This window comes from Thermogemmatispora sp. (genome assembly GCF_019683755.1).
Lineage (GTDB): Bacteria > Chloroflexota > Ktedonobacteria > Ktedonobacterales > Ktedonobacteraceae > Thermogemmatispora.
Map to the genome: position 1 here is coordinate 1 of NZ_JADGHT010000314.1, position 5,536 is coordinate 5,536.

Annotated in this window: 4 protein-coding genes; 3 read left to right on the forward strand and 1 reads right to left on the reverse strand. The window is 56.7% G+C overall.

The features are described 5' to 3' along the window. Positions 1-425: 425 nt before the first annotated feature. Complete coding sequence (locus IRZ24_RS16160; RefSeq protein ID WP_052888578.1) at positions 426-707, forward strand: hypothetical protein; 282 nt, start codon at positions 426-428, stop codon at positions 705-707. A 409-nt stretch (positions 708-1,116) separates the two neighbouring features. Here IRZ24_RS16160 and IRZ24_RS16165 read toward each other — a convergent pair whose 3' ends face one another. Further along, positions 1,117-1,539 (reverse strand): hypothetical protein, encoded by a 423-nt coding sequence (locus IRZ24_RS16165; protein WP_297166305.1) that lies wholly within the window; start codon positions 1,537-1,539, stop codon positions 1,117-1,119. Positions 1,540-2,269: 730 nt separating this feature from the next. Here IRZ24_RS16165 and mnmA point away from each other — a divergent pair. After that, the gene (gene mnmA / locus IRZ24_RS16170; protein WP_297166308.1) at positions 2,270-3,406 is read left to right on the forward strand and encodes a tRNA 2-thiouridine(34) synthase MnmA; all 1,137 of its coding nucleotides are present in this window, start codon (positions 2,270-2,272) and stop codon (positions 3,404-3,406) included. Beyond that, positions 3,403-5,217 (forward strand): translation elongation factor 4, encoded by a 1,815-nt coding sequence (gene lepA, locus IRZ24_RS16175; RefSeq protein ID WP_297166311.1) that lies wholly within the window; start codon positions 3,403-3,405, stop codon positions 5,215-5,217. Before mnmA ends, lepA begins: the two co-directional genes overlap by 4 nt. The last annotated feature ends 319 nt before the right edge of the window (positions 5,218-5,536 follow it).

Below are 5,536 nucleotides of genomic sequence, written 5' to 3' on the forward strand. Positions count from 1 at the left end.
TGTCAGCCCGTACTGCCAAAAGCTAGGACTCATACACACTGGGGAAATTCGGCCCTGGTGTTTTTTATTTCTCTTAATCACGGTCAATATGCATTCATCGCCAGGCTCTACGCAGCGGATTCTTCTAATGGCGCCGTTGGGATGTCTCCCAGGCGCAGGTGGCCTCCGTATCTGATTGCGAATAGGAGAGAGTGGGCCAGTGTTGGTAGCTGTTCGTCCCTCTGCTCCGAGGCGAGACTTCGCGCGAAAGGAGGGTGAGACGTGCTCTCGGGCCTTCAGCCTCTTGCACATCGAGAACCTTGCTGATGGGATGGGATTGGCCAACCTATTGGCATAAGCTGTTGTCCGCGCCTTGTGAGGCAATCGCTGTTGATATGTATGCGACGTGGTTGCTTGCTTGCTACACCTGAAGGAGAGTACCGACCGTGAATTCAAGCATGATCAGCAAAATTGCAAAAGCCAAGCGCTATGCGGAAGAGCCGGAGCGTATCCAGTTCACACGCTTCGAAGCCAAGTTTCGGGGTGAGAACGATGTCCATACCACCAACTATGATCATGGGGTCTGGAACTGCACCTGCCGTTTCTTCCAGGATTGGGGGCATTGTTCGCACACCATGGCTATGCAGCGTGTGCTGGGTGTGACTATCCCTGCTGAACATCGCCAGGGTATTTCCGCCGGGCTGAATACCGGCCCCCTGATGCACTAGTGGCGGGAAGAATAGGGAGTACATTGCCGCGGGCCTCACATGGCTTTTCCCATTTGGCGACCTAGCTCCGGGCGGCTGTCTGGTTGCCAGGCGAGCTATCCCAGATAAAGAAGCCGCAACGCTGAAAGAGAAACAATAGAGGAAGCACTGAGGGCAGGTGGAGAACCTCGGTGCTTCTGCTCTTTTCTGCCTGATCGTTTAAGTGCCTGTCAGCTCATCAAGATTGGGAAAAGGTGGCCTTGAAAATAGGAGAGAAAAAACCACCCTTGCAGAGCTAAGCATATCCCTGATTGAGGCAGGGAGCTGGGCAGAGCAAGGGACGTACGGAAAGATCCCTCCTACTGGACAGTGTGCAATCTGCTAATGATCGACAAAAGCCCATACCGCGCGCAGCGAGCAGCGCCAAACCTCAGCCGCCGAGAGCTGGCACGAAATGAAGCACAATCAGGGTTGCGAACATGATGGCGGCCAGAATCGCGATCATCACCAGGTCGCGACGGACATAAGCATAGTGCTCTGGAGTAATTAAGGCGGCGCTGCGCTGGGCAGCTCGGCTTACCTGGCGGCGGGAAGCCAACTTACTGGCCGCGCTAGCCGGGCGAGAAACTTCAGCGGCAGCCGCAGCCGCCATCTGCTCTTGCTCGCGCGTCTCCTCTGGGCGAGCCTGGGCGGCCACAGTCGCTTTAGGGCCTAGTTTGCTCTGCGATGCTGCGCCACCTTCGTGGCTAGGGGCGTTGGCTTGCTCTCCCCCTACCTGGCGAACGAGCTCGATGTGCTTCTGCGCGCGGGCCTTCTGGCGGGCCCCACCGCGTGCACCTGCTTTCTTTGCCATGTTGACTCACTCCTGCTTACACGGGCCCGCTGCCGCCGCTCCAGGCCTCTCTGCGCCTGCTGGCTTACTGTACTGCGGTCGGCGCGGCACCGCAAGATCTTCATGCAGCGATAGAGCTGCGCTGGTCTTACTCGCCTGCGTTGCTCTAGGGCTCAACCTCTCCGCACTGCTGAGGCACGGAGATGCAGCTCAACCTGCTGCCGCTGGATCAAGAGCCTCCGGAGGCGAGACGTTGACATTGGCTTGGCAGACAAACAGCCGGTAAGCTGCGAGGCTTCTTGACGTTGCGCCTATTATACACGATTGTAGCCTTCGCGTCGAGAGGCGGTTTGAAGCAAGCACTACGGGCCTAAGCGTCATGTGGGGGGGAGGAACCCTGTCCATGTGGGTCCATTTGACAAGGCCGGCAACCTGTGCTACGCTTAGCGAGAGAGGAGAGCACGCATCTTTTGCCTGTCTCTATTGCCCTGTCGAGCAACAACAGACGCACCGGAGACCAGCGCTGTTTGCACGTGGAGGCTAGCCAGTTTCGTCGGCTAGTCTTTTTTCGCTCACTCTGGCTGGATACGATCGGCTGGGTGATAGCAGAGCAGACATGACAGGTAGCAATCGGAGGCATCAAGAGAGCCAGCGGCGCAGTAGAACGGTGTTTTGTAGAACCAGAGCATGCTGATACTAGGAGCGTTGAAAGGTATCGACAGCGTGAGAGTTGCGGGAAGGGAGCGGTAATATGGCGAGGATTGTTGTTGCCATGAGTGGTGGTGTAGATAGCTCGGTGGCGGCGGCCCTTCTCAAGGAGCAGGGGCATGAAGTGATTGGGATCATGCTGCGCCTCTGGGCTGAGCCTGGCAGTGAGGAAGATGACGGCGTTGAGCGGGTGGTAGAGAACAAGTGCTGCTCGCTAGAGGCAGTTGATGATGCAAGGCGTGTAGCACGCTTGCTAGACATTCCTTTCTATCTGGTCAATGTCGAGCAAGAATTTAAGGAGCATGTCGTTGACTACTTTTATCGAGAGTACGTAGCGGGTCACACGCCCAATCCCTGCCTCGTCTGCAACCGCTTTATTCGCTTCACAGTGCTCTTGCGCCGAGCGTTAGCGTTAGAGGCCGACTATCTGGCTACGGGTCATTATGCGCGTGTTGAGCGCGATCCCGTGACAGGCAAGTATCGCTTGCTGAGGGCTGTTGATCGGCAAAAGGATCAGTCTTATGTTCTGCACGTCCTGAACCAGGAGCAGCTTGCGCGGGCCTGTTTCCCGCTGGGGACCTATACCAAAGAGCAGGTGCGGGCTATGGCGGCGGAGCGCGGTTTACCTGTGGCCAGCAAGCCAGAGAGTCAGGAAATTTGTTTTGTGGCCCGCGACGACTACCGCGGTTTTATCCAGCGCTATGCTAGCAGTGAGGTGACGCGGAGTCAGCCTGAGAGTATCCTACCAGTGCCGCGTCCTGGTCCGATCTATGATCAGGAGGGGAAGCTACTCGGGCAGCATCGGGGTTTGGCTTTCTACACCATTGGGCAGCGGCGTGGTCTTGGGCTGACCTCGTCCCGTCCGCTCCATGTACTCAAGATTGATGCTGAGCGAAACGCCCTGATTGTTGGCCCGCCAGAGGCCTTGGAACGTACCAGCTTTACAGTTCATTCCATGCATTATCTCAGCGGCGACGTTCCGACAGAACCATTTGAAGCTGCTGTTCGCATCCGTTACAAGGCCAGCGAGCAGCGAGCGCGCGTGCTCCCGTTGGAGGGTCGGCGGGCGCTGGTCACGCTGGAGCAGCCGGTGCGGGCTGTGACACCGGGGCAGGGCGCCGTCTTCTATGGAGGCGCCAATGGCGATGAAGTGTTGTGCGGAGGCATCATTGAAGCATGACGGATCAAGCCCATATTCGCAACTTCTGCATCATTGCGCATATCGATCACGGCAAATCGACCCTGGCTGATCGTCTTTTGGAATACACTGGCACCATTTCCAGTCGTGAAATGACGGAGCAGGTGCTGGACCAGATGGAGCTAGAGCGGGAGCGGGGCATTACCATTAAGGCCCAGGCGGTGCGCATGCTCTATACCGCTCGCAATGGTGAGCAATACGAGCTGAATCTGATTGACACCCCGGGGCATGTCGACTTTACCTATGAAGTCTCGCGCAGCCTTGCCGCCTGCGAAGGAGCTTTACTCGTCATTGATGCCACGCAGGGCATTGAGGCCCAGACCCTGGCTAACCTCTATCTCGCTCTCGAGGCCGACCTGGCCATTATCCCTGTCATTAACAAGATCGACCTTCCCAGCGCTGACCCTGAGCGAGTGCGTCAGGAAGTCGAAGAGGTGATTGGTCTGCCTGGCAGCGAGTGCCTGCTGGCCTCGGCCAAGGAGGGCATTGGCATCAGAGAGATCCTGGAGGCCATTGTTGAGCGTATCCCGCCGCCGCATGGCAATCTCGGGCGTCCCTTGCGTGCCCTGGTTTTCGATTCGCATTATGATAGCTACAAAGGGGTTATTGCCTATGTGCGCATCGTGGATGGAAGCGTGCGCGCTGGGGATCGGATTGCTATGATGGCCACCGGCAGTGTCACCGAAGTTCTCGAAGCGGGCTACTTTCAGCCGCGTATGGTGGCATCGCAGACGCTGAGCGCTGGTGAGGTAGGCTATCTAGCAACAGGCTTCAAGAATGTCAAAGATTGTCGGGTGGGCGATACGGCTACGATTCCTGAAGCCCTTGGCCAGATCGAACCGCTGCCGGGCTATAAGCCGGCGAAGCCGATGGTGTTTGCGGGCTTCTATCCGGTTGATAGCGAGGATTATCCACTGCTGCGCGATGCGCTGGAGCGGCTGCAGCTCAATGATGCCTCTCTCTCCTTCGAACCTGAGACCTCTGCCGCCCTCGGCTTCGGTTTTCGCTGTGGTTTCCTGGGCCTGCTCCATATGGAGATCATTCAAGAGCGCTTAGAGCGTGAGTATGGCCTGCGTATTCTGGCCACAGCGCCCAACGTGGAATACTATGTTACGAAGCGCAATGGTGAGGTGGTTAAAGTCGATAATCCCTCAGCTTTCCCCTCGCCGGGTGAGATCGAGAAGATTGAGGAGCCGTGGGTAGATCTTTCTATCTTCTCACCAGCCCGCTATATTGGCCCTATTATGGAGCTGGTCACAAGCCGCCGTGGCCTTTTCAAGGAGATGAAATATATCGAGGCTGACCGTGTGCTGCTGACCTATAGCATGCCGTTGGCGGAGTTGATCGTGGATTTCCATGATCAGCTCAAATCGCGGACACAAGGCTACGCCTCGCTGGATTACAGCTTTGCTGGTTATCGTGAGGCCGATCTGGTGAAGCTGGATATTCTGGTGAACGGACAGCCAGTTGATGCCCTCTCTATCATTGTGCACCGGAGTGAAGCCTATCGCCGTGGGCGGGCCCTGGTGGAGAAATTGCACAAGCTTATTCCTCGCCAACTCTTCGAAGTACCAATCCAGGCGGCCATTGGTTCGCGTGTCATCGCTCGTGAGACGATCAAGGCTCTGCGTAAAGATGTCCTGGCCAAGTGCTACGGAGGCGATGTCACGCGCAAAAAGAAGCTGCTGGAGAAACAAAAAGAGGGGAAGAAGCGTATGAAGATGGTAGGTAGCGTTGAGATCCCACAAGAGGCCTTTATGGCGGTGCTTTCGCTCAAAGAAGAAGGAGAGTGAAGCCCGAAGGAGGGTGAGCACGAGCCAAAAAAGCAAAGAACGGGGCATAAATAGATCTTACGTATGCCCCGCAATCCTCTGTTTACGCCTGCCAGGACCCGACGGTCACCCCGTCGTCGCGACCGCACGTAAACTTCTGGCCATTGAAGCGGTTGTCAGATCGATGGCGCAGCGCTCAGAGGCTCGGAAAGCCCGCCTTCACGGGCGCTCCTAGTCAATTTGGAACACCATCCCTAAGAGGCGTATCGGTTTCTTCATCTGCATACAACCTCCTTTCGGGATTCCAAGCAAAGCCTGCGCCTTGTGCCAGGGTCGTTCC